Here is a 21991-nt window from a genome sequence, read left to right on the forward strand (position 1 = left end):
GCGCAAGGGATCGGGACGTGACGTATGATAGACCGTTAGCATTAATGTTTCGCCAGATCGGAGGCGGAGCTTATCCTCCCGTTGTAGAAACGTTTGAACGGGGGAAGACCATATTTTTTCCAGGAGATCCAGCAGAGCGCGTTTACGTTCTCATCAAAGGAGCGGTCAAACTATCCAGAGTCTATGAAGCTGGAGAGGAAATCACCGTAGCCTTATTACGAGAAAATAGCGTCTTTGGTGTTCTCTCCTTGATTACGGGTCATAAGTCAGATCGGTTTTATCATGCCGTCGCTTTTACTCCCGTAGAATTACTCTCAGTTCCGATTGAACAAGTCGAAAAAGCTCTGAAAAGTAACCCAGAACTCTCAATGGTGATGTTAAGAGGGCTATCATCTCGGATTTTGCAAACGGAGATGATGATCGAAACTCTAGCGCACCGAGATATGGGATCAAGATTGGTGAGTTTCTTGTTAATTTTGTGTAGAGATTTTGGCGTTCCTGGCCAAGAGGGGATTAGGATTGATCTCAAGTTATCTCATCAGGCAATAGCCGAAGCGATTGGTTCAACTCGAGTGACCGTGACTCGTCTACTAGGAGATCTTAGACAAAAGAACATGATCTCCATTCACAAAAAAAAGATAACGGTTCATAATCCTGTTACCCTTAGCCAGCAATTTACCTAGATTACAAAGCCGTTCACAGAAGAAGCTTCTTTTTTGTTGGAAACCACCCACTTGAGGAGATGGAGGAAAACGAATCAAAGTCTTTCGGCTTCTGTATCTACTATAATGATGACTGGATGTACATTGGCTTTTGACGAAGTGGTGAAATGCTAAGAATTAGGGGACACTTCAGTTAAAAGGCGGTGAGTAAAAATTGCTAACTCGGTGTTAGAAATAGCATTCTAGTTCCAACCCTTAATTTGGTGAAAAGATGCAGTCAAACAGAGGGTGAATGTCTAGTCTACAAACAGTAGTGTAAAAGGTTTAGCATTGGCTATACCTTCAAGCTTAAAATTGGCGGTGCAACCATAAGTTTTCCTGAAGTGGAAACGCGCACCCAGACAGATGTAAATTCACCCCAGCCAATGTTCACCTCTTAAGAATCCCTGTTTTTTGGGGCGTGGGAATGCTAATCCTAACCGTTAACAGTCCATCAAGCCAGGAGCAGACTTTCACCAGACAACTGCGACAAAAAACTGAACACGGAAAACAAAACACGGGTAACTGATCACGGATTACTGAAATGACCGCCGGATTCATCCTAGTAATTGCGATATTAGTGTTGGGGGGTGTGATCGCAACAGTCAGCGATCGCTTAGGGACAAAAGTCGGTAAAGCCCGTCTGAGTCTGTTCAAACTACGTCCTCGAAGCACTGCTGTTGTGGTCACCATGGTCACAGGTACCGTTTTGTCGGGTATGACACTCGGCATTTTATTTGCAGCTAGTAAACCTCTACGTCGGGGAGTGTTTAGAATTGATGAAATTCAAGAACGACTTAATCAATCTCGCAAAGATCTCACCCGTACAGAAGATGAAAAAGAAAGGGTAGAAGCTGAGTTAGAACAAGCCAGAAATACTCTAAATTCTGCTTTAGCTCAACTTAACCAAATCAATTCTTCATTGGATCAAGCCAATACCCAAACAACAGAAACAGAAACAAAACTCCAACAAACTCAAAGTCAACTCAAAAAATCTCAAGATCGACTCAATCAACTACAAAGTCAATTGAGTGAAATTGATGAGGCAAAAAATCAAACAGAATCTGAACTCAATCGCACGGAAAGTAAACTTCAGGAAGTCTTTCAGCAAAAACAATCCCTTCAGTCAGAAATTGAACAACTACAAACTGACCGGGAAAAGTTAATCCAACAGCGAGAACAAGTTAAAGCTCAAATTAAAGATCGCGATCGCGAAATTGCCGAGCAAGATCAAGTCATTTCTGAACGAGATCAAGTGATTGCTAAACGCGATCAAGTGATTGTTGAACGTGAAAAACTCCTGAAAGATCTCGAACAACAACAAGCAGAACTCGAACAACAACAAGCCTATCTAAAAGATCAATTTAAACTGGTTGAGCGAGACTTTCAACTCTTACGAGAAGGAAGCGTTGTCTTAAAACGGGGTGCAGTTTTAGCCAGTGGATTAATTCGAGTCAAAGACCCCAAAAAATCTACAGAAGTGGTTAATAGTCTATTACAAGAAGCCAATCGCAATGCCCTGAGTTCTGTACAAATGGGAAATTCTAGTATAGCGAAAGAACAAGTTCTTCAGATTACTAAAGCAGAAGTTGAAGAACTGATTCAAGAGATTGATGACGGTCAAGATTATGTCGTGCAAATTATCTCGGCTGCCAACTATTTAGCAGGGGAAAGTCAGGTTGCTGTCTTTACAAAAGCCGAACAAAATCGATTACTTTTTACCTCCGGAGAAGTGATTGCAGGAACCTCGCTGAAACCCTCCACTCTCAGTAATGATCAGCTTCAGCAACAACTCGAACAATTGCTAGATGCGTCTCGATTCCGCGCTCGTTTTGTGGGAGTCTTGGGTGTAGATGGATTAATTCAAATTGGAGATGCTAGGGTTGAAACCTTAGTGAGCTTTTTTGAACAGTTACAACAACATGATCAACAAGTCGAATTACAAGCCGTCGCAGCCGAAGATACTTATACAATTGGGCCGTTAAAAATAGACTTACTCGCTCGTCGAAATGGGGAGATTATCGTGAGTACCCGTCCTCAAGATCAAGAGGTGATTACTCAAGAAGAAACGGAAACTCAACAATGGCAAACAGAGGAAATCAAACCTGAAGATATTGAGACAGAAGGTTCACCTTTTATTATTGATCGCACCCATTCTCTGACAGAAAATGACTAGGAGTGACTGGATTAGGATTAAAAAAGTCAAAGAGGAAGCCAACAATGCCGGACATGATTCTCGGTTTTGATCCAGGTAAGGATAAATGTGGAATTGCAGTGATGGAGAATAATAATCAACTGCAATATCATCAAGTGATCCCATCAACAGAAGCAATTAAAACGTTACAATCATTATGTCAACAGTTTCCCATTCATTTATGTGTGATGGGAAATCAAACCACCTCAAAAAGTTGGAAACAAAAACTCTCAGAAGCATTACCCAACACCCTACAAATTATTCTAGTCGATGAACGCTATAGTAGTTTAGAAGCCCGCGATCGCTATTGGCAAATGTATCCGCCTCAAGGGTTAACTCGTTTAATTCCTCAAGGAATGCGAACCCCACCGCGGCCTATCGATGATCTTGTCGCAATTATTTTGATTGAACGTTATTTGTCACAAAAATTAAATTAAATGGTTTGATGATTGCCACTTCTGAAATTAAAATTAGTTGTTTTGTCGATGAAGAACAAGATACCCAAGCGTTACAAGCCGTTCATCGGGCGTTTGGGTTATCTGACAATCAGCCTGTTGTTGTTCCTGAACTGATTGTGATTGGAAAACATTGACTTTCCAAGTTAGGTAAATGCACATTCATGGGATACAACAGGAGCGATTATCTCCGCGAAAATACTGCTTAAAAGAGCATCCAGGTGTAGAAATTACCTTACCCAAGTAGTTTTTATTGATATTTTTTCTCTGCATCAGCGATCAGTTCTTCAAGGTTATCCATGCTACCCCATACTTCCTTTTTTTCTTCAAGAAATTTTTTCCACAAGGGCAAGGTTTCAGGAAACTTTTCAATTGTTTCTACAAAAACATCTATCATATAGGAAGAACAATCTATAAGTTGATCGTTAGAATCTTGCCACTCCAGAATACGTTGAATTAAATATTCAATAAGTTTATGATTGAGAAGTGGTATGCTTGGTTTTAGATAATTCTCAGCATTTTGTCTTCCAGAGGAGTAAGATTTTGATGAACTAAATATATTTATATTTGTTTCTATTATACACTCAGCAAAGTCAGGATCTTTTTCTAGAATGTTAGCATTGACTAAAGAATTTAAAAAAGCTTTTTTGGATGAGATTGACATTCCCTCAACATAATTTTTTCTAAATTCTTCTTTGATTTTTGGAAACAGATGAATAATATACGCTTTGTGTCTTTCCTCAGCATCCTTACTACTCAAAAAACCTTTAAACTTTTCTTTTATATGCTCTGGCGTATTAGATAAAAAGCTACTATCTATGTTGTATACGGGTGACAAAAATTGAATTCTATTATCCTTTGTTCTGGTTATAATACTTTCTATTGCTGATTTATCAATTGTTTCAAGAATATTTTGATATTCATAAATTAGGCATTTCAAAACCCATACATATTTGATCGTTATTTTTGGTTCGTCGGGTTCTAAAAATAGGATTTTTTTGAGACAAAATTTTATTAAGTTTTGTTTGTAATTTTCGGAAGTTTGTAATAGATGACGCTGACGCAAAGCATTCCTAACGCTGGAATAATCACTTAATAAATATTTATCTTCTACATCACGAGATAATGCTTCTGTCGCAGCTTTACCAATAATTGGGGGTTGTTTTAATAAAGTTTCAATCGCTGTTCTGATATGTGAACGAGTTAACTCAGGCGAAGGTTGAAATAAGAATCCTTCATCATCCAAAACAGGATGAGCGCATCTATGTCTATCTTGCTGAATTCTATTTAGATGTTCATACTCAGTAGATGTCAACATTTTAACCTTTTTAAAAGCGTCATCTAAGATAGTTCTTTCCCCAATGCTAACTTGTTTCTTATCAGGTTGATTTCGTATTTTGTTTATTTCTGTTATAGATTGTCTTGCTGCTGCATCATTAAACTGTTCATCCAGATGACGAAACTTCTGATAAAGATCGTATATAACAGCAATCCAAATCGAAACAATCGCCGAGCGATAAGCTCCTACTGAATATGAAGTAACTGCTTCTCCTGCATAAGCTCTAATATTTTCATCGGGAATACTAATTAAAAGTGTTTCTAGATCAGCAAGTTGACTGTAAGCTCTCATGTTACTTTATAAAAAAATTGAATAATATCATTTTTTGACGGTAACTTAATAGGCATTATTTTTCATTAATTATCTTCAGAAGCAGAGCGAGAGTTCTTTAGGGCTGAGTTAGGTGAGTCGGATGGGTTCACCCAATAATCAACTGGCTAAGTCGGTGGAAAATTATTCAGCAATGAACTTACAAATATTGGTGTATATTCTCGGGTTTTACCCCTAAAATTTTGCCCGAATCGTAAACGAATAATCACCTCCCGGTTCGAGTTTGTAATCCCATTTTTCGAGAAAACGACCCAATGGTTCGTGAATTAAAGCACGACCTTGAGAGGGTTGAATAATCAGAGTTTTATTTCGTCTAAACCGCCATTGAAAGCGCCACTCAAATTCTCCTGCACTGACTTCTCCTTCTAAAATGCCTTGGGGCCAGGATTGGCTTGTTACCCGAACGTAGGCAGTCGTCTCTGGTAAACTTCTAGAACTCACTGGTGTTTTATTTGGCGTTTATTCGGCAATACTGCGACTATTGTAGAGGCTCATCGATTTTTCAACGCCTTGCTTAAGACTTAATTCCACAGCCTCTACTACCAGTTTAAGCACTTTATCCATTGCCTGAGTTTCAGATGGGGAAAATTTTCCTAAAACATGAGAGATGGTTTCACCAGTTTGACTGGATGCAGGGTCTTTCGGTTTATCAATACCAATTCGCAAACGGGGAAAGTTTTGAGTTCCAAGATGAGAAATGGTTGATTTCATCCCATTATGACCCCCCGCAGAACCCGAGAGTCGCAACCGTAACCGCCCGAGGGGTAAATCCATGTCATCATAAATGACTAAGACTGATTCTGGGGGAATTTTGTACCAATTGACAACCGCTTGAATTGCTTGTCCAGAACGATTCATGTAGGTGAGGGGTTTGAGGAGTCTTATTTGATCGCGTCCTCGACTGATTCCTTCTCCAAATCGTCCTTGAAATTTGCGGTTTTCAGAGAGAGAAATTTGCCAATTCTCCGCTAATATATCAATTGCAGCAAAACCAATATTATGTCGGGTTCGATCATATTTAGATTCAGGATTTCCCAAACCGACAATTAATTGGGGAATAATTAAGGGTTGAGATGAAGTTGCCTCCGTCATGGTTGATTCTGGGTTGAAAGTGTTGTCACGACGATGTTAATGGTTTTGAACATTAAAAATTAAAACAGGGAGAAACGGTGATTGTTCTCCCTCAATTTCCGATGATATTCGCTCTTAATATTGATCTCAACATTTTGATTAAGCATCAACCGCTTCATCAGTTGAAGCTACAGTCGTCATCGCTTTTTCAGGTTGAGATTTGCTCATTTTTGTTGCTTCTTCTAACTGTTTGGCTTCCCGTTTGAATTCATTTTCAAATTCTTTAGAAGCCTCTTGAAATCCCCGAATTGCCTTTCCCATACTGCGACCAATCTCGGGTAGCTTTTTCGGGCCAAAAATTAACAACGCGAGAACGAGAATTACAGCGATTTCCGGCAAACCCATTCCAAATATACTCACAATCTGATCTCCTAAGATATTGACTAAAATTTTTGGGAGTTAGGCATAGGTGAGGGAATTTCAGCATGAAAGCTGTTCACCCTGAAAACTGGGCTAATTCAAGATCATCACAGCCGTCGAGCCACTTTCCCCGAGGTTCCTACGCCCAACGAGCGCCTTAGCGACTCAGGTTCGCCCAATCTACATCCACACTTTCAAGCAGCAGTGAGGAGTTATAAATCTGTAAAATGATTAACAGAAAGACAAAAAACAGCGCCATGAAAACACCCATCAGAGGCGTTGTACCCCAACCCGGAGCGACTTTACCGTATTCAGAGTTCAAGGGACGTAAGATGTCACCTAACCAAGTTCGTTGTGCCATAAGTTACCTGCTGATCTAATATCGACAACAAATTTTAATGTTTCGTAATATTATATAAGGATGAGTGTCAGATTAGAATAATCCTATGGAACCTGCAATAGCTCTTAACATTTCGATCGCGGCGGTCGTCGTCGTCATTACAGCTTATGCCGTCTACACGGCTTTCGGGCCTCCGGCTAAGGAATTAAGTGATCCCTTTGAAGATCATGAAGATTAACAGTTTGTAGATTCACTGTTGCAATCATTTTAGATGGAGTTGGAGCAAAGCCAGGTCGCCCAACTTGCAACCCGGACGGACTCCAATCTGTCTATTTTGGATTGAGGTGAGACTTCCATAAAATCTAGGATAAACAATCAGACCTAACTCTAGTTGGGGATCTCAGGAAAAAGATGGTGGCTCAAGCTGATGTCAAGAATCCAAGATTTGCTAGAATCGATGGGGGAAAAGTTATCGAGCACGATCATCTCTTAAACCATGGGTAATAGTTTTGGGCATTTATTTCGGGTCACTACTTTCGGTGAATCTCACGGGGGCGGAGTGGGTGTAGTGATCGATGGATGCCCACCTAAATTAAACATCGATGTATCTGAAATCCAAGCAGAGTTAGATCGTCGTCGTCCCGGACAAAGCAAAATTAGCACACCGCGAAAGGAAACCGACACCTGCGAGATTCTCAGTGGTGTATTTGAGGGAAAAACCTTGGGAACGCCGATCGCCATGTTAGTGCGAAATAAGGATACTCGCCCTCAAGACTATAGTGAAATGGCGACCACCTATCGTCCCTCTCACGCAGATGCCACCTATGATGCCAAGTATGGACTTCGGAACTGGCAGGGGGGAGGCCGATCTTCAGCCCGAGAAACCATTGGGCGAGTGGCAGCAGGAGCGATCGCCAAAAAGATTTTAAAACAAGTCGTCGGCGTCGAAATAGTCGGTTACGTTAAACGAATCAAAGATCTAGAAGGAATTGTCGATCCTGATACAGTGAACTTAGAACAGGTCGAAAGCAACATTGTTCGCTGTCCAGATAGTGAGTGCGCCCCAAAAATGATAGAACTGATTGAACAAATACGCAATCAGGGAGATTCCATTGGAGGCGTAGTCGAATGTGTGGCGAGAAATGTGCCAAAAGGACTAGGTTCTCCTGTCTTTGATAAACTAGAAGCAGATCTCGCTAAAGGGGTAATGTCTTTACCTGCAAGTAAAGGATTTGAAATCGGTTCTGGTTTTGCAGGCACCCTTTTGAGTGGGAGTGAACACAACGACGAGTATTACACAGACGAACAAGGAACGATCCGCACCGTGAGCAATCGCTCGGGTGGCATTCAAGGGGGCATCTCAAACGGAGAGAATATTATCTTACGGGTTGCTTTTAAGCCAACGGCTACAATTCGCAAAGAGCAGCGAACAGTGACTCGTGAGGGAGAAGAAACAATGTTGGCAGCCAAGGGAAGACATGATCCCTGCGTCCTGCCGAGAGCTGTCCCGATGGTAGAAGCAATGGTTGCGCTTGTGATGTGCGATCATTTGTTACGTCATCAGGGCCAATGTGGAACTTTAAAGCCTGAAGATTAACGACATGGAAACCGCGACCACGCCTGCTATGGTAACTGCTCTCGATAGCCCAAACCCCTCAATTTCCTCTTTTAACCCAGATGATTTTGTGGTTCAATTCTGGGGAGTACGAGGGAGTATTCCCACGCCGGGAAAAAGCACCATTCGCTATGGGGGAAATACCTCCTGTTTAGAAATGCGGGTAGCTGGTAAACGGCTAATCTTTGATGGCGGTACAGGCTTGCGAATGTTAGGCGATGCCATGATGGCAGAAATGCCGATTGAAGCCTATATGTTTTTTACCCACTACCATTGGGATCATATTCAAGGCTTTCCCTTGTTTACCCCGGCATTTCTTCCGGGTAATTGTTTTCATATTTATGGGTCGATTCCTCCACAGGGGGAGTCAATGAAAAAGCACTTTATTGAACGAGTTTTACATCCCAATTCTTCGGTTCCCCTCAAAGGATTACAAGCCGATTTGAGATTTTATGAACTTAAAGCCGGAGATTCAATGATGCTTGATGACATCAAAATTGAAACCGGACAACTCAATCATCCCAACACCGCTATGGGATATCGCATCACTTGGAATGGTCGAAGCGTTGTGTACTGTTCTGATACCGAACATTTACCGGATGGCTTAGACGAAAACGTGTTAAACCTCTCCCAAGATGCAGATGTTCTGATCTACGATGCCATGTACACCGATGAAGAATATCACAGCCCCAAATCTCCGAAGGTGGGTTGGGGACATTCAACCTGGCAGGAAGCAGTCAAAATGGCAGAAGCCGCAGGGGTGAAGCGAGTCGTGATTTTTCACCACGATCCCACCCACAGCGATGACTTTTTGGATCAGATAGAACAAGAGGTGCAAGCGGTCTTTCCCAAGGCGATTATGGCACGAGAAGGTTTAGTTGTACCCATTGGAGTTTAACCGACAATTGATCCCATGATAGATTGATCAGGCTTTGGATTGTATCCAAACTTGCAGTCCCTCAACTCGTAATCCCTTACCCCGAGTTCCACAAAATTGTCCGTTAGAACAAACCGGAACATCACCGACATTCTGGACATGAGCGGTATAACAAATCTCATAGTTTGAAGCTTGTGGCCCGGTGAGTTCAATCGCAAATCCTTCAATTTGTCTGCCTTTACCCGGTTCACCAACAAGCTGTCCTTCAGAAATCATCGGAGTATTTCCAACTTCAGAGATGTGCGCCATATACCGTAAACTCAAACCGGGAACGGAAGGAACAATACTAATTTGAAACCCTTCTAAAGGAAGACCTTGGCCGCGAGTTCCAGCATACTCTTGAGCGGCATATTCGCGATCGCCAAGTCTATGAATTGAAACTCCCACCTTTAACCCCACAGGAGCAACTCTAGTGGCTTTTGCCGAGGTTGATTTTCCGGAAATCGGAGCATTCCCAAAAACGATATGGGTTCCATCAATAGTCGGTGGCGTTTTAGGAACTTCCATACTGGGAACAATAATCACCTCTTGAGGAGTCATAGAAGTCGGTTCACCCAAAATGACAATATCAGGATTAGCCGCAGGGGGAACAGAAGAAGTCAACTCACTAGAGGAGACAGAGCGAATAATTTTTCCGCGAGAAATCGCCACGGCTAAAGATTTGCCAAAACTCGCCGAAACTTGTTCTTCGAGAACAACCCACTGTTGATCTTCTAAACTCTCACCCGTCTCAACTAAAGTCAGCAAAGCAGACAAGGGATGAACTCCAGCAACGAGCGCTTCGACTTCTGTAGAAAACTCAGTTGGGGAATGGGTAATTTGAGTTCGCAGTTGAGTTGCACTGTGTTTAGCACTGTCTAGGGATTCAAAAATACCCTGATCTTTGTGAGTCAGACTCAAAACTTGATCCAATACACTTAAGGCTTTTTGGCGTTGGTTTGGGAAGTCATTCGGTTGTATTTGATTATGTAGTCGTTTTTCTAAGTCGGATAGAGACATCTCGACTTGAGAAATTGATTCCCCTTCTGTGATCACCTCTTGTTGCAGGCGGTTAAAGTCTCGATTGTACTTGACCAACTCCTCTAGTAACGTTTCTGATAGAGGTGTACCCGCTTGCTGAAGTTTTTGAGCGGCTTGTAAAAGATCAGAGCCTAAGCTTCCATGACATTTGGACAGAGAGGAGAGTTGTTGCTGCCAAGTTTGGGGTGTAGATTTCATAGGTATTTACTTCAGTTGCTTTCCAATCTGAGTTTGTGATCACAATCACAAAATTTTATTGAACAAATAAGCAGTCAAATCTGCATAAAGTTTCAAAGTCGTTCCTAATGACATCATAGGTGCCGATGTTTTCATCTCATAGACTCCTAGAGAGAAAAGTTCGGAGACTCAGATTAATCAAGTGATTGTGCGTGAGGAAAATCCTATGACTTGTATTCATGAAGTTGTCAACCAGGCTTTAACCACAGGGTTTTTGAGTCTTGAGGCCGAAGAGCGACTCCGGCAATTGTTACAAACGACTCAGTATGGAGTTGATGAGATGAATGCTTTTGTCAACTTGCAGCTTGCCGCGATGGCCGGAAAAATTAGACAAGAATCTCGGGAACGACTCCAACAACAACGTGAGTCTGAATGTACTTTATCTTGTTCTGCCAGATGAATATATACTGCCAGTCGTCTGTGGGATTTGAAGACTGGAAATGATACTGGGGTTCAGCCCAGCCCAAAAAGCTTAACTCTCGATCCTCGGTTAACGAGTAGCCAGGGTTCGGAAATCCCAATCCTCAAGAAGCACGTAATGACTCAGGATTCGTAGACCCATCAATAAATCAATAATTTTTAGAAGTTATTCAAGTCCATACAGCATTTATCCCCGATCAGTCCCAAAAACTTCCGCTTCAATACCAGTCCACCATTCCCCCAAATTCATCAAGTCTTGCTGAATCTCTGCCAACTCTTGTAAGTACGCTTCTGAACTTAGCTGAGAACGACGTTCCTGAAGTTTTTGCAATCGCAGTTGAACGAGTAACCAAGGTTTAGAAATCCCCTCAGTTGCTTCTATATACTTGGCTAAATTTTCACTATTCATCAATTTGTTAAAAAGATTAAAGCTATGGAAAAAACAGCCACCCTGAATGTGTGACTGTCCTTTATTGGTTTAACTTAGATAATTTTGAGGTCAGCGAACGACTAGACTCAATCGCTGATTTTCATTTTTTATTGAGCCGCCGCTAAGTTTTCAGCGACGAAATCCCAGTTCACCAGTTTACCGAGGAAGTTATCAATGTAACCGGGGCGAGCATTCTGGAAGTCGAGATAGTAAGCGTGTTCCCAGACATCCATCGTCAGTAAAGGAGTTACTCCTTCAATGATGGGGTTGATCGCATTTAAAGTCTTTTTAACTTTGAGTGAGCCATTTTCTAGGACTAACCAAGCCCAACCACTACCAAATTGGGTTGCTCCTGCATTTTTAAACTCTTCTGCAAACTTCTCATAGCTGCCGAAGTCCGCATTAATTTTTTCAGCTAAAGCTCCACTTGGCTTTCCACCTCCACCGGGCTTCATACATTTCCAGAAGAAGCTGTGGTTCCAAACTTGAGCCGCATTATTGAAAATGCCGCTTTTGCTGGGATCATTAGCTGTAGCTTTAACGATTTCTTCGAGAGACTTATTGGCTAAGTCTGTTCCTTCAATCATCCCATTGAGCTTATTGACGTAAGCAGCATGGTGTTTGCCATGATGGAATGAGAAGGTTTGCTTAGACATCCCAGAGGATTCTAAGGCATCTGCGGGATAAGGTAATTCTGGAAGTTCAAAAGCCATCGTGTTCAATCCTCTCCGAACGACTGTAGATTTTAAGTTGAGCCTACCATCACTCGCACTTCCCCGATCAGGGTAGCAACGAGGTCTTCAATCAGGTCTACATAAATCTTTACATTTATTTCATTTTATAACAAACCGGATCAAACCCAAAACTTTTCTGTTCATCTTGATAAACAGTAAGTATATTCACTCCCGCGTATCGGGTCGCGATCAACTCAATCTACTCAAACCTTAGCTATAATACCGAGTGTAATGGGAATAGTGCCTCTACCGTCAGATAGAAATAACAGGCTTGTTGATTTTTTCAGCTTTGGTGACGACTCCCTGACAAAGGTGTTTTCGATCACTCTGGGGATCTGATCTCAATCATGCCCAAAGCATATTACATTTTGTAATAATAAGTAAAGAATTAAAAACTTTCTGAATCGATTGAACGTTTACGTTTAAATATTCAAACGAATCGTCATAATCACCAATAAGGAAAAACTTGAATGAATTTGGAGCAATGGTGGGAAGAACAAGAACTGATCTTAAACCAGATCGACAATGCGATCGCCCTATTTGATCCAAACTCACATCTAATTTTATTCAACCTCAAACTCGCTCAAACCTGGGGCTTATCAAGCGAATTCTTAGCAAGTCAGCCCGATTGTGACACTGTTTTTAGAGAAATTGTCAATCAAGGATATTGGAGTGAAGAACAATGTCAACACTTAAAAGCTTGTTTACTCAAGTCTGAATCTCAAGGATCAGCTTTTTGCCTAGAACAAAACAATGGAGTTTGTTTAGAAGTTTACACCACCATCACGCCCAGTGGGGGATGCCTATTTACCTTTCGAGAAGTCACCCCCCTCCGCAACTCCCAAGCGAGTCTAAACTCCGAAGTTCGACGGTTAAAATTCCTTCTGGGTTTAAACGAACGGTTGCAAGACTCCGATAACCTACGAGAGATTGCTCAGTTTGCCCTAAACTATCTAGTGCGGGTGATGAATGCAGCTTTTGGGGATGTCAAAGTGGTCACAGGAGAAGGCAAGCAACGCCAAGCTGGTGCGATCAGTAACAATATCTCCAGTCAATTTGTCGCCACCTACGGAGAACCTGTGATCGCGGAAATGCAACAATTATTGGAGAAAGGCATTCCCTACGGTCAAGGCTTACTTTGGGAAGTGGTCGAAACGGGTGAAGCGGTCTATGTAGAAGACTACGCCAACCATCCCCAAGCCATGGAGGGATTTCGTCATCCGGGAATTGGTCAGTTAGGCATTTTTCCGATTCCAGCCACCAACGGGGGAATCATCGGGGTATTAACCCTCGAATCTCGCAACCTCGAACAACTGCAAGCCTATCCTCAACGAGATATGCTTTATGCAGCCTGTCGTACCCTCGGTACCGCGATTGAACGCGCTCAAGCCCAAGATCGTCTGCGGCAAATCAATGAAGATTTAGAACGGGCGTCTCAGATGAAATCGGAGTTTCTAGCCTCCATGTCCCATGAACTGCGAACACCCCTCAATAGCATTTTAGGATTTTCTGACCTGCTCAAACGTCAAATTTCCGGTGAACTCAATCACCGCCAAATCAATCATGTGAAACTGATTGAAAAAAGTGGTCAACACTTGTTGCAGCTGATCAACGATATTCTAGATTTATCCAAAATCGAAGCGGGTAAAACAGAACTCAATATCCAAGCCGTTGAGGTTCACCGCCTTTGTAACGAGTGTCTAAAAATGATCCAACCTCGGGCAGATAAAAAACGACTTGCTCTCTCGTTAGAATTGGATTACCGACTTAACCAGGTGGCACTTGATGAGCGTCGAGTCCGACAAATCATCATTAATTTACTGTCTAATGCGGTCAAGTTTACACCCGAGGCTGGCATCATTAAACTGAGTGGACGCTTGGCTTATGGATCTCAGATGGAAGGAGATTATCGTCCGGATTGTTCTCCGGTTAATGCCAGTACGCCTTACTTATGTCTGGAAGTGCAGGATTCAGGAATTGGTATTCCAGAAGATCGTTGGCATCTGCTGTTTCGTCCCTTTCAACAGGTGGACGCTTCTCTAACGCGACGACATGAGGGGACAGGTTTAGGTTTGGCTTTAACAAAACGTTTGGCTGAACTTCATGGGGGTACTGTTTCCTTGCAGTCGGATGTCAATCAAGGCAGTCGGTTTCGTGTTTGGCTTCCGTTGACAGAGATGCGACAGACATTAGCCGAGAGTCCGATTGATCCCGCTTTGGAAATCTCATCTAAACTGAAAGATGCCAGTTTAACCTCAAAGACTCGTAATGCTCCTCGAATTCTGGTTGTTGAAGACCAACCTTTTAACCAATTGCTCGTTTCGGAGATCTTGGAGTTAGAAGGATATCAAGTTGAACTGATCTGTGAAGGTCAAACGATGATGGATATGATTAACTCACCATTTGTACGAGCGAGTATGTTGCCAGACGTGATCTTAATGGATATTCAACTTCCCGAAGTTGATGGGTTTGAACTGATGGGTCAACTCAAAAAACATTCGATTTGGCAGTCAGTTCCGGTGGTGGCTGTGACCGCAATGGCGATGGCCGGAGATCGCGATCGCTGTCTTGAGGCAGGTGCGATCGCCTATCTGAGTAAACCTTTGGATGTGGATCAAGTGTTAGCGACGGTTAAATCTTTACTACCAAGCTAAAGAATCAGGTGATCAAACAATTGAGATTTTTAAAAATCTTTCAGGGGCATTCAGCACAACAACTGAATAGGCTTTAGTCTACTTCAATGTAGTCTCAAGAATAATATATCCCTCTTCTGTCACTCTCCGGATTCAAGAGCTAAAAAATCAGAAAGTCTATCAAGAAAAATCAACGGGTTGAAATTGATTCATGACATCAATGAGGTGATGAAATCCTCGTAACATAGAAGAACTAGGTATAACATCTAACCAGGGGTTAACTAACCAGAATAAAACAATGGGTTGAATAATTAAATGGATTCGTGCGCGGAATTGTTACACGGATTAAAATTCGCTTCACAATGCTTTCGACAAGATTTAGAAAGATTATCCAAAAAATATCGATGTGGCACACTCAAAGATGCCCTAGTGACCTTAGCAAGTTGCTGTGTCGTTACTTTTATTTTGCGGATTATATTGGCATTGCCGTTACAATCGGCGTTAATTAGTTGTCCTTTATAATCTATGTATAATCCTCTTTTAATTCGCTTTCCTGATGCTTTCCACCCTGAGGGTTTTTCACCGAATGTAGGCAGAGTATCAGCATCTAAAAAACTAGCTTTCGAGGTGTAAGATTCTTCAGTCTCAATAAATTCTATCCCTTGCTGTTCAAAGAGTTGAGCAGTTGATTTGTATGAGTTCTACTAAAACATTCCAAGGGTAGAGATAAGCCAGGACAACTTCTGTAAGTATTAAATTGACTGCGAAAGCACCCAAGATGGCGATCGAAGCGAAACTTGACGAGGTGAAGCCAAAGCCTATCAGACCGTCACCACGGGTGGTCTGCTGTTGAGACAAACCCTCATCAAGCAATAGTTTAGGACAGCTCGCTCCTTTTCCTGTCTCTTATTCACCTAATGTTCGAGTTTAGAAATAATGAAAGCCCCAAAGAGTTCGAGTATTGGAAAACAAGTACATTTCATTTCTGTGTACAAGATCCAGACATTGAAGGTCTTGTCGAAAAAATAGTCGCTCATGGTGGCAAACAAAGGATGCCGATTCGGGAGTATTACCCTGGTGAAAAGCCCTACAAAATGGGTTGAGGAGTTAAAATGGCGGTTTCCTTCAACCTTGCAAAAAGGGTGGCAAGAAAGTGAATCGCGGGGGGAAAGCGCGATCGCCTGTAGAAACTATACGAGGCAAGTTAAAAATGGCAGAGCGTAACATGGGATTTTGGTCAGTGGTTGCCGTCGGCATCGGTGGCATGGTGGGTGGTGGCATCTTCGCCGTTTTGGGGTTATCGGTGCAGTTAGCCCAGGGAGGCGCACCGTTAGCGTTTGCGATCGCCGGTACGATTGCCCTACTCACGACCTATGCTTATGTCCAACTCTCGATCGCTTTCCCCAGTCGAGGCGGAACCGTCACCTTCTTAAATAAAGCCTTTGGCACCGGCGTTCTGACCGGAGGAATGAACCTGTTGCTGTGGCTGAGTTATATCGTGATGCTTTCTCTCTACGCATCTGCATTTGGTAGCTACGGTGCCGTGTTTTTCCCAGAGTCTGCCCAAGTCTGGATCAGGCATCTACTCATCAGTGGGGCGATCATCGGCATTACTGGGCTTAACTTTCTGAGCGCCGATTTGATTGGTAAAGCCGAAAGCTGGATTGTTGCCTTCAAACTCATCATCCTGGGCGTATTTATTGGCATTGGTGCGCGAGGCGTTGATCTAGCGCAATTACAACCCTCTACTTGGGCTTCGCCTCTGTCGATCATTTCAGGAGGCATGATTATTTTCTTAGCGTTTGAAGGCTTTGAGCTGATGGCTAACACCGCCGAAGACGTAAAGAATCCTGAGCGTACATTGCCTCGTGCTTATTATTCAGCGGTTGTATTTGTGCTGTTTCTGTACATTCTGATTGCTGGCATCACCGTAGGCTCTTTACCGACTGAACAAATCGTTGCGGCTAAAGAATACGCATTGGCGGCGGCGGCTAAACCATTCATGGGGCAGGCTGGTTTTAGTTTAATTGCGATCGCCGCTTTACTTTCAACGGCTTCAGCACTCAATGCCACACTTTACGGCACTTCACGCCTGAGTTTTATCATTGCTAAATCTGGAGAGTTACCCACTTCGTTAGAAAAAAAGATCTGGAATCAGCCAGTTGAGGGGTTATTAATTACCAGTGGCTTAACCCTAATTATTGCGAATGTGTTCGATCTCTCTGGCATCTCGACAATGGGTAGCTCAGGCTTTTTACTCATTTTTGCGGCTGTCAACTTTGCTAATGTGCGGCTTTATAAACGAACGAATAGCTATCGATGGATTTCATTTTTGGGTACTGTTGCCTGTCTCGCTGCTGTGGTTGTGCTACTCGCTCAAACCGCCCAAACAAATCCGAGAAATCTCTGGATCGTGATTGTAATGGTAGGTCTGGCATTTGCGATTGAGATCGTTTATCGACAACTAACCAATCGTGAAATTCATCTCAGCGTTCGGCGTGATTGAGATAAATGGTGCTAAGTATCTGGACTCCTGTTTGCATTTTATCGGTGAAGCTTAACTCATACATCGCTCGTTAAATTTTATATCGTATTCAATCAATTCCATCAGGAAATCAAGTGATCGCCTGTTCACAATAATAACAATTGACAAAATGATAGGAGAACAAACCATGAAGCGGGAAATCAAAATTATTGCTAAAGGCTTGTTGATTTTCATTGTTACTCTGTTTTAGTAAAAGTACATTTTCTGTAAAGACTTTTATCATTCATCATTAATCTTTGCCAGTTTGTATTTAGCTATTGCTGCTGAATCAATCTGGTGGGAGATTTTAGCTAAATAGCACAGCTTGTCACAAATCTCATCTATGGACATTTGATGTTCTAAATTTAAAGTGAATTCTCCAGTAAAGTATTGAAGAAACTTTTCATCCACAATTCCGTTTCTGTGTGAGTATAAATGTCTTATTTGTAATATTTTTTCTATTTCATTTTGCTTAGAATCGTCAATAACATTCAAATTATTGATTTGTGGGTTATCTGAAATAAAGCCTTTTACACTGCCCTTTTGCAATTTGCCAATTTTCTGTTTTGCCAAATAATTTACAAATTCTTGTAAATCTGAACAGTCTAGAACCTCTTTAACTGTAACCTTGCTACCAGATTTTAATGTTGCTGGTTTTGCAAGAAAAATCTCATACAACAAATCAGATAGGTATGTTTCAAAATTATCGACAAAAGAAGAAAATAATATTCTTGCAAGAATTTTTCCTTCTTGATTAACTGTTGGTACACTTGGATCTATCGGATCAAGCATATGACCAAGATCATCTATTATCTTCAAAATACTTTGATAATGTTCAATCAGTTTAGTTTTAGCATTTGTTGCATTCTTTATATGTACTTCAAACTGCTGGCTTACGCTTTTTATCTTTGGATACCCACCTGACTTAAATTGTATCTCAGTAGGGTTTAGTAGTTTGACACTAGCACCGACTCTTTGATAGCTTTTCCCCTCGACAGCAACTAAAGAATCTGATTTTTCAACCTTGATTGCATAAAGTTTTTTGCCTTTATAAACAACATATTGATAAGATACCTGCGGCTGAGGCGAAAGAAGATCTAATGCTTTATGAGTAATGGCGTTAGCATGAAAATCTTCACTCAAACCGTTTATTTCGAGATTATCCGAAACACCTAAAATTATATAGCCACCATCAGCATTAGCGAATGAACTGATTAGTTGAGCAATATTTCTAGAAGGTGGCAAAACAGATTTATATTCAAGCTTAGAGCTTTCTGGTTGCCCAATTATTTTAACTACTTCATTTGTAATATCCATTAGTTAACTGGAATTCTATTGATACCTGTTGTTTTAAGAACTTTTCCTAGAGTTAAACGTCTAGGTTTCTCAATCCCATTATCAATCCATAACTCTGAATTAGGATCGTCTAAAGTATCTTTTTCAGAGCTATAGTAGATAATTACCTCTCCATTATCTGAGGGTCTTACAACAATATAGATAGGCAAACCATCCTTTTTTATTCCCCCAATAACTGTAGTAGCCAATTCCTCTACATCAGTACAGTCATAATCCTCAATAGATTGCAAATGTTTAATCACATTATTTTTAGTTCGTTCTATTAATCTTTGAACAGCTATAAACATTTCAACTGTGGGTGTAGAAGTGTGCATGAATTGAGCTGCAATCCCTTTGTCCTGCAAAGCTTTTTCTAATTCATCAATAGACGTTACTCCTAGACTCAATAGGATTTCCTGAGTTATCTCTATTTTTTTAGAATCATCTGCAAAGACATTCCGAGCTAGTATGAGCATAGTCTTCAAATCTGATATATCATCAGCTTTAAATTCTTCTAGAAGACTGGTTATTTGTTCCATGCCCTGAATTTTTTCAATTATTTCTGAATCATCTTCAATTGCCTTTGCAACTTCAGCAAGCTTCGACAGATCGGTACAAGTTCGCATTACTTTATAAAGGCTTTCCTTATCTTGTATCGTATTCATAAAGATTTCAGCACGCTTACTATATATTTCTGAAAATAGCTCTCTCCCTTCTTCTGAATTATTTTCAAACCATTCAGATAAAAGGCTAATAGCTTTTACAAGATTCTCATTCTCATTATAAGAGGAGTTCTTTAACTCTCTATTTAAATTTTCTGTTATCCTAACTGCAATATCTCTTTTCTCTTTTTCCTGAATATGATCTCTTATATAATTCATACTGTTATGGAGCAGAATATCTTTCCAATCTTCGCCCAATAGTTCTAAAACATAGATTAATTCATCATCTTGTATTGCATCAATATATAAATCTATTTCTCTCTTAAAGCATCCATTTCGATTAGGTATGATTGGATTCCTTTGAATCAGGATAAGGTTGTTATCGTCCTCAAGCAGAAAAGTGCCTAGAGAATTTAGCCATTCAAAAGTGTTACTCTCATTTCTTTTCAAAACCTGACTAAGGTTATAAATATTTTCTTTTTTGGCTACTTCCTCAACTAATCTTTTATAATCTACCGTTTCCCAGTCTCCCCAGGCTATTCCACACCAGTTATGCAGGTGAAATCTTTTACACACAGCATTTGGTACTAGGTCAAAAACGAACTGCCAAATTTTATTTCTTACAGCTTCTGAGAAAGAGGTTTTCGGAAAGTATAAATCTTTAATAGCTCTTTTTTTAGCAGATTCATCTTCCAGTTCAACAATTAAGGCATTGTAAATGAATTCCCTAATTGGTTTTTGAATCGACTTTTGATACCATTCTTTGTCAAAGTATCTGTGATCTGTGGAGGGTGTTTGGGTTTCTGCAATATTGTAAAGATTGAAAAATTTATCTTGTGCAATTTTAGAGATCAAATCTCTGTATAAGCCAACAGCAGATTCTAAAATTTTTTGATTCTCAATTACTTCTGTATCATCAATACCCTTTAACCAAATTCCATCCCTTTCAGTTTGAGGGTTAAAGAAGAAGCTATTTACAACTACAGGAAAATGAAAGTTTTCAGTTCCAATCAGAGGGAAGTCGCAAAACAACTTTGGAAGATCTCTTACACCTTTAACTGAATATCCCCGTTCACATTTTTCAACTTCAGTGGCAATAGCTACTCTCTCATTGGAGAGATATAAAATCGAAATATCTTCTTGTTTATCATTCTTTATTTTTGAAACATATACAATAAGATCATCTTTTAGCTCTCTATTCTTTTCATAAGAAGTTTTTTCTCCGGCAATATTGTCTATGATTTCAACTCTCCCTATTTTAGGGATAAATGCTAAGACGAAGGGAATTAATCTTGAAAATTCGTCTACACCAATTTGAGCGATTTTCTTCTGTTCTTCTGTGTCTAATTGATAACAGAAAGACGTATTGAAGCAATTTTTATCATAGCTAGGACTTATTTTTTCAATGGACTCATCAAATTCTTTCCAAGAATTTGTGATGCGGGGCATGAGTTGTGCTGTTGTTCTACCTTGTCGATTCAGCAGAAATTCAAATTTGTGAAAACTTCCATCTGCTGATCCTATAATTCCCTTTATTTTAATAACTCTTGAAAGTAGATGTGTTGTCAAAAAACCTGTTCCGAACCTACCTGTTTTCTTGGTTTCTTGACCTTCTTCTACTTCTTTAGAGGAAATTTGATCTATTAATCCTATGACATCTTGGCTTGTAAAATGGTTTCCATTATGTCTAAATGTAACGCTATTCCTATCAAGTTCTATCTGAATAGATACAGTTCTATCGTCATCTTCAGCAATACTATCCTTTGCATTTTGCAAAAGCTCCCAAGCCCAACGTCCTTGGTTATTTTCAACAGTTTTTTCCAGATCGTGTAAACGCTTTATTATTTTGTCGGCAATCGACCTTTGTCCAGCTTCTCTTCTACCATCTTCAATCGATTGAATCATAAGCGCCATTTCAATTCTGCTAAATCGGTCTCAACTTTCTGAACACCAAATATTTTGAGTATTTGCAACTGAATGTATTATCTTGCAGATTACAGGATAAACACTTGCATAGGATAAATGTTACACAACTTGTCAGATAAAGCAACCGATAAGTGTAATAACAAGATTTTTGCAGCGTAACATTCCTGAATAGAGTTTTATCTGGCAAAATGTAACCTTGTAGAGTGTCCTAGCAGAGAGTAACGCACAGACAATCAGTATTAAGTAACTTTTGGGTTTGTTACATGGCATTAACAAACCCAACAACATCGGCGATCGCACTAAAGTTAATGGGGGACTGTATTGCGATCGCTAGTCCTGTGAGTCGTGATAATGATTCCGAACTTTTGTTTTGGGCGACTGGATACAACGTCATTGGCATTCCCTTGGCGGCAGGAATTGCAGCACCGCTCGGTATTATCTTATCGCCAGCAGTAGGGGCAATCCTGATGAGCATTTCGACCGTTGTTGTTTCAATGAATGCCATGTTGTTACGGCGCGTGCGTTTGCATGATTAGGTGCAAGATATGAGCTGATCCAAGATATTAATATTTGAGAGTTAAGTAGCTGGTTACATTACAATTAAATTGAAGATAGATTTTGCACTCGATCGCCCCGGCCATCCTTAATAAGGGGGTGCCGATAGGCGG

The 21991-nt window shown here is 40.8% G+C and carries 22 protein-coding genes; 12 read left to right on the forward strand and 10 right to left on the reverse strand.

Going from position 1 to position 21991, the window contains the following annotated elements:
* Positions 1 to 44 precede the first annotated feature (44 nt).
* From ntcA to L8106_RS31240, 4 genes are all read left to right on the forward strand, one after another.
* Positions 45 to 683, forward strand: a complete 639-nt coding sequence (gene ntcA / locus L8106_RS02745; protein ID WP_009782650.1) for a global nitrogen regulator NtcA — start codon at positions 45 to 47, stop codon at positions 681 to 683.
* Between the two features lie 562 nt (positions 684 to 1245).
* The gene (locus tag L8106_RS02750; protein WP_009782651.1) at positions 1246 to 2877 is read left to right on the forward strand and encodes a DUF3084 domain-containing protein; all 1632 of its coding nucleotides are present in this window, start codon (positions 1246 to 1248) and stop codon (positions 2875 to 2877) included.
* Positions 2878 to 2930: 53 nt separating this feature from the next.
* The gene (locus L8106_RS02755) at positions 2931 to 3332 is read left to right on the forward strand and encodes a pre-16S rRNA-processing nuclease YqgF (protein ID WP_050779067.1); all 402 of its coding nucleotides are present in this window, start codon (positions 2931 to 2933) and stop codon (positions 3330 to 3332) included.
* An 8-nt stretch (positions 3333 to 3340) separates the two neighbouring features.
* The gene (locus tag L8106_RS31240) at positions 3341 to 3487 is read left to right on the forward strand and encodes an aspartate kinase (RefSeq protein WP_009782653.1); all 147 of its coding nucleotides are present in this window, start codon (positions 3341 to 3343) and stop codon (positions 3485 to 3487) included.
* Between the two features lie 113 nt (positions 3488 to 3600).
* Here L8106_RS31240 and L8106_RS29285 read toward each other — a convergent pair whose 3' ends face one another.
* The 5 genes from L8106_RS29285 to psbH all read right to left on the reverse strand — a co-directional run bounded on the left by L8106_RS29285 (position 3601) and on the right by psbH (position 6871).
* Entirely contained in the window at positions 3601 to 4980 is a 1380-nt protein-coding gene (locus L8106_RS29285; RefSeq protein WP_009782654.1) for a hypothetical protein, read from the reverse strand.
* A 213-nt stretch (positions 4981 to 5193) separates the two neighbouring features.
* The gene (locus L8106_RS02765; protein WP_009782655.1) at positions 5194 to 5460 is read right to left on the reverse strand and encodes a DUF3146 family protein; all 267 of its coding nucleotides are present in this window, start codon (positions 5458 to 5460) and stop codon (positions 5194 to 5196) included.
* 18 nt (positions 5461 to 5478) lie between these two features.
* Positions 5479 to 6111, reverse strand: coding sequence for an aminoacyl-tRNA hydrolase (gene pth / locus L8106_RS02770; RefSeq protein ID WP_009782656.1), 633 nt, complete (start codon positions 6109 to 6111; stop codon positions 5479 to 5481).
* Between the two features lie 138 nt (positions 6112 to 6249).
* Positions 6250 to 6510, reverse strand: coding sequence for a TatA/E family twin arginine-targeting protein translocase (locus L8106_RS02775; RefSeq protein ID WP_039895374.1), 261 nt, complete (start codon positions 6508 to 6510; stop codon positions 6250 to 6252).
* 157 nt (positions 6511 to 6667) lie between these two features.
* Positions 6668 to 6871 carry a photosystem II reaction center phosphoprotein PsbH gene (psbH, locus tag L8106_RS02780; protein WP_009782658.1) on the reverse strand — a complete coding sequence of 68 codons (204 nt, stop codon included), beginning with the start codon at positions 6869 to 6871 and terminating at the stop codon, positions 6668 to 6670.
* 85 nt (positions 6872 to 6956) lie between these two features.
* Between psbH and psbN the strand changes: the two genes are divergently transcribed.
* From psbN to L8106_RS02795, 3 genes are all read left to right on the forward strand, one after another.
* Positions 6957 to 7088, forward strand: a complete 132-nt coding sequence (gene psbN / locus L8106_RS02785; RefSeq protein ID WP_009782659.1) for a photosystem II reaction center protein PsbN — start codon at positions 6957 to 6959, stop codon at positions 7086 to 7088.
* A gap of 258 nt (positions 7089 to 7346) precedes the next feature.
* On the forward strand, positions 7347 to 8447 hold the full coding sequence (gene aroC, locus L8106_RS02790) for a chorismate synthase (protein ID WP_009782661.1): 1101 nt from the start codon (positions 7347 to 7349) through the stop codon (positions 8445 to 8447).
* Between the two features lie 4 nt (positions 8448 to 8451).
* A complete protein-coding gene (locus L8106_RS02795) occupies positions 8452 to 9363 on the forward strand; it encodes an MBL fold metallo-hydrolase (protein ID WP_009782662.1) in 912 nt (303 codons plus the stop codon).
* Positions 9364 to 9390: 27 nt separating this feature from the next.
* Here the strand turns inward: L8106_RS02795 and L8106_RS02800 are convergent, their stop codons facing one another.
* Positions 9391 to 10620 (reverse strand): protein containing ChW-repeats, encoded by a 1230-nt coding sequence (locus L8106_RS02800; protein WP_009782663.1) that lies wholly within the window; start codon positions 10618 to 10620, stop codon positions 9391 to 9393.
* Positions 10621 to 10825: 205 nt separating this feature from the next.
* Here L8106_RS02800 and L8106_RS02805 point away from each other — a divergent pair, with 205 nt between their 5' ends.
* Entirely contained in the window at positions 10826 to 11059 is a 234-nt protein-coding gene (locus L8106_RS02805; protein WP_009782664.1) for a hypothetical protein, read from the forward strand.
* 207 nt (positions 11060 to 11266) lie between these two features.
* Here the strand turns inward: L8106_RS02805 and L8106_RS02810 are convergent, their stop codons facing one another.
* The gene (locus L8106_RS02810) at positions 11267 to 11488 is read right to left on the reverse strand and encodes a hypothetical protein (RefSeq protein ID WP_009782665.1); all 222 of its coding nucleotides are present in this window, start codon (positions 11486 to 11488) and stop codon (positions 11267 to 11269) included.
* A 128-nt stretch (positions 11489 to 11616) separates the two neighbouring features.
* Positions 11617 to 12222, reverse strand: a complete 606-nt coding sequence (locus L8106_RS02815) for a superoxide dismutase (protein ID WP_009782666.1) — start codon at positions 12220 to 12222, stop codon at positions 11617 to 11619.
* A gap of 491 nt (positions 12223 to 12713) precedes the next feature.
* Here L8106_RS02815 and L8106_RS02820 point away from each other — a divergent pair, with 491 nt between their 5' ends.
* From L8106_RS02820 to L8106_RS02830, 3 genes are all read left to right on the forward strand, one after another.
* Complete coding sequence (locus L8106_RS02820; RefSeq protein ID WP_009782667.1) at positions 12714 to 14897, forward strand: hybrid sensor histidine kinase/response regulator; 2184 nt, start codon at positions 12714 to 12716, stop codon at positions 14895 to 14897.
* 294 nt (positions 14898 to 15191) lie between these two features.
* Entirely contained in the window at positions 15192 to 15398 is a 207-nt protein-coding gene (locus L8106_RS34395) for a hypothetical protein (protein ID WP_156803565.1), read from the forward strand.
* A gap of 631 nt (positions 15399 to 16029) precedes the next feature.
* Positions 16030 to 17382: an APC family permease gene (locus L8106_RS02830; protein ID WP_198012884.1), complete on the forward strand. Its 1353-nt coding sequence runs from the start codon at positions 16030 to 16032 to the stop codon at positions 17380 to 17382.
* 258 nt (positions 17383 to 17640) lie between these two features.
* Here L8106_RS02830 and L8106_RS02835 read toward each other — a convergent pair whose 3' ends face one another.
* On the reverse strand, positions 17641 to 18717 hold the full coding sequence (locus L8106_RS02835; protein ID WP_009782670.1) for a helix-turn-helix domain-containing protein: 1077 nt from the start codon (positions 18715 to 18717) through the stop codon (positions 17641 to 17643).
* Entirely contained in the window at positions 18717 to 21302 is a 2586-nt protein-coding gene (locus tag L8106_RS02840) for a sacsin N-terminal ATP-binding-like domain-containing protein (RefSeq protein ID WP_198012885.1), read from the reverse strand. The genes L8106_RS02835 and L8106_RS02840 overlap by 1 nt, the downstream gene beginning before the upstream one ends.
* 284 nt (positions 21303 to 21586) lie before the next feature.
* On the opposite strand from L8106_RS02840, the gene L8106_RS02845 reads away from it, so the two are divergent.
* On the forward strand, positions 21587 to 21859 hold the full coding sequence (locus L8106_RS02845; RefSeq protein ID WP_009782672.1) for a hypothetical protein: 273 nt from the start codon (positions 21587 to 21589) through the stop codon (positions 21857 to 21859).
* The last annotated feature ends 132 nt before the right edge of the window (positions 21860 to 21991 follow it).

The organism is Lyngbya sp. PCC 8106, assembly GCF_000169095.1.
GTDB lineage: Bacteria > Cyanobacteriota > Cyanobacteriia > Cyanobacteriales > Microcoleaceae > Capilliphycus.

Coding starts and splice junctions, on each gene's coding strand:
- ntcA (WP_009782650.1), top strand. CDS start 45: ATGTTTCGCCAGATCGGAGGCGGAGCTTATCCTCCCGTTGTAGAAACG.
- L8106_RS02750 (WP_009782651.1), top strand. CDS start 1,246: ATGACCGCCGGATTCATCCTAGTAATTGCGATATTAGTGTTGGGGGGT.
- L8106_RS02755 (WP_050779067.1), top strand. CDS start 2,931: ATGATTCTCGGTTTTGATCCAGGTAAGGATAAATGTGGAATTGCAGTG.
- L8106_RS31240 (WP_009782653.1), top strand. CDS start 3,341: ATGATTGCCACTTCTGAAATTAAAATTAGTTGTTTTGTCGATGAAGAA.
- L8106_RS29285 (WP_009782654.1), bottom strand. CDS start 4,980: ATGAGAGCTTACAGTCAACTTGCTGATCTAGAAACACTTTTAATTAGT.
- pth (WP_009782656.1), bottom strand. CDS start 6,111: ATGACGGAGGCAACTTCATCTCAACCCTTAATTATTCCCCAATTAATT.
- psbH (WP_009782658.1), bottom strand. CDS start 6,871: ATGGCACAACGAACTTGGTTAGGTGACATCTTACGTCCCTTGAACTCT.
- psbN (WP_009782659.1), top strand. CDS start 6,957: ATGGAACCTGCAATAGCTCTTAACATTTCGATCGCGGCGGTCGTCGTC.
- aroC (WP_009782661.1), top strand. CDS start 7,347: ATGGGTAATAGTTTTGGGCATTTATTTCGGGTCACTACTTTCGGTGAA.
- L8106_RS02795 (WP_009782662.1), top strand. CDS start 8,452: ATGGAAACCGCGACCACGCCTGCTATGGTAACTGCTCTCGATAGCCCA.
- L8106_RS02800 (WP_009782663.1), bottom strand. CDS start 10,620: ATGAAATCTACACCCCAAACTTGGCAGCAACAACTCTCCTCTCTGTCC.
- L8106_RS02805 (WP_009782664.1), top strand. CDS start 10,826: ATGACTTGTATTCATGAAGTTGTCAACCAGGCTTTAACCACAGGGTTT.
- L8106_RS02810 (WP_009782665.1), bottom strand. CDS start 11,488: ATGAATAGTGAAAATTTAGCCAAGTATATAGAAGCAACTGAGGGGATT.
- L8106_RS02815 (WP_009782666.1), bottom strand. CDS start 12,222: ATGGCTTTTGAACTTCCAGAATTACCTTATCCCGCAGATGCCTTAGAA.
- L8106_RS02820 (WP_009782667.1), top strand. CDS start 12,714: ATGAATTTGGAGCAATGGTGGGAAGAACAAGAACTGATCTTAAACCAG.
- L8106_RS34395 (WP_156803565.1), top strand. CDS start 15,192: ATGGATTCGTGCGCGGAATTGTTACACGGATTAAAATTCGCTTCACAA.
- L8106_RS02835 (WP_009782670.1), bottom strand. CDS start 18,717: ATGGATATTACAAATGAAGTAGTTAAAATAATTGGGCAACCAGAAAGC.
- L8106_RS02840 (WP_198012885.1), bottom strand. CDS start 21,302: ATGATTCAATCGATTGAAGATGGTAGAAGAGAAGCTGGACAAAGGTCG.
- L8106_RS02845 (WP_009782672.1), top strand. CDS start 21,587: ATGGCATTAACAAACCCAACAACATCGGCGATCGCACTAAAGTTAATG.